Annotated in this window: 3 protein-coding genes; 2 read left to right on the top strand and 1 reads right to left on the bottom strand. The window is 65.1% G+C overall.

Annotation, left to right across the window (positions count from 1 at the left end):
* On the bottom strand, positions 1-359 hold a 359-nt coding region (locus EN969_RS30605), incomplete at its 3' end, for a helix-turn-helix domain-containing protein (RefSeq protein ID WP_164758644.1).
* Positions 360-646: 287 nt separating this feature from the next.
* On the opposite strand from EN969_RS30605, the gene EN969_RS30600 reads away from it, so the two are divergent.
* Together EN969_RS30600 and EN969_RS30595 are read left to right on the top strand one after the other, a co-directional pair.
* Positions 647-1,144: a (2Fe-2S)-binding protein gene (locus EN969_RS30600; RefSeq protein WP_013530705.1), complete on the top strand. Its 498-nt coding sequence runs from the start codon at positions 647-649 to the stop codon at positions 1,142-1,144.
* Positions 1,141-1,517 (top strand): FAD binding domain-containing protein (locus tag EN969_RS30595; protein WP_206525277.1); only part of this gene is annotated, 377 nt, incomplete at its 3' end. The genes EN969_RS30600 and EN969_RS30595, both read left to right, overlap by 4 nt.

Here is a 1,517-nt window from a genome sequence, read left to right as displayed (position 1 = left end):
GCCAGGCAGCGCTTGGTGGCGATGTAGTCGACGAAGCGCTGCATCCACTGTTCCAGCGCGACATCGGACGGATGTTTTTGGGCAAGCTCGCCGGCGGCCGCGCACAGCGCCTCCACCTCACGACGATAGACCACCTCGACCAGATGCTCGCGCGTCGGGAAATGCCGGTAGAGCGTGCCGATGCCGACGCCGGCGCGGCGCGCGATCTCCTCCAGCGAGCCATCGATGCCGCGCTCGGCAAAGACTGACACCGCCACCTCGACCAGCCGGTCGCGGTTGCGCCGCGCATCGGCGCGCAGCGGCTTTGCGTCTACGGCCTCGGCCTTCTGTTCAGCAATGGCGGACGGCTCGCTGGCCAATTTTTTCTCCACATCGTGTCAGGGGGCTTGAATCCGGCAGGGTCAGCCACCACGTAATAAACGGAGGCGCCTCCGTTTTAGTGGAGCACCTTTATCATATAATCAGGAGAACCGGTATGTCACGTCTTTCGAACACGCAAGCCGACATCTCCCCTGCCCGCCTGCCTCGCGGGAGATCCGCCATCTCCGCTTTCGCCGTCAAGACCTGACCGAACAGTTACCTTGCCCTTCTGCGGCAAGGCACCAGTTCAATCCCATCCGCGTCAAGCAACTGGAGCCAGACGCCCATGACCAGCCTTCCCATTACCCTCACCATCAATGGCCACCGACACCAACTGGAGGTCGATCCACGCGTAACCCTGCTCGACCTGCTGCGCGAGCGGCTCGATCTCACCGGCACCAAGAAGGGCTGCGACCGCGGCCAATGCGGCGCCTGCACGGTGCTGGTCGACGGCAAGCGCATCAACTCATGCCTGGCGCTGGCGGTCAGCCATGACGGCGCCCAGGTCTTGACCATCGAAGGCGTCGCCAACGGCGAGGAACTGCATCCGGTGCAGGCCGCCTTCATCGCCCATGACGGCTTCCAGTGCGGGTTCTGCACACCCGGCCAGATCATGAGCACGCTCGGCCTGATCGCCGAGGGACAGGCCGGCGACGATCCCGAACGCATCCGCGAGGGGCTGAGCGGCAACATATGCCGCTGCGCGGCCTATGGCGGCATCGTCGAGGCCGTCCTGGAAGCCCAGCAACAGCTTGTCAAAGCCGACCGGAGGACCGCGGCATGAGAGACTTCGATTACATCAGGCCCGCCACCATTCCCGACGCCATCGCCGCGGCAGCCGAGCCGGGCTCGGCCTATCTCGCCGGCGGCACCAATCTGCTCGACCTGATGAAAGGCGGCATCACCAGTCCCGAGCGTATCGTCGACATCTCCCGGCTGCCGGAACTCAACCGCATCGAACGGCTGGACGATGGTGGCCTGCGCATCGGTGCGCTGGTGCGTAACGCCGACCTTGCCTACCATCCGGCGTTCGCCAAATCCTATCCGGCGGTGGCCGAGGCGCTGCTGTCGGGCGCTTCGGCGCAGCTTCGCAACGCCGCCACCGTCGGCGGCAATCTGTTGCAGCGCACGCGCTGCAGCTATTTCTACGACACCGC

It is taken from the genome of Mesorhizobium sp. M7A.F.Ca.CA.003.01.2.1, assembly GCF_003998945.1.
Taxonomy (GTDB): domain Bacteria; phylum Pseudomonadota; class Alphaproteobacteria; order Rhizobiales; family Rhizobiaceae; genus Mesorhizobium; species Mesorhizobium ciceri.
Note: the sequence above shows the minus strand (reverse complement) of the source record. Positions and strands in the feature narration are given on the sequence as shown.

Bases quoted from the DNA above. Each gene is read 5' to 3' on its own strand.
- EN969_RS30600 (WP_013530705.1), top strand. From the start codon at position 647: ATGACCAGCCTTCCCATTACCCTCACCATCAATGGCCACCGACACCAA.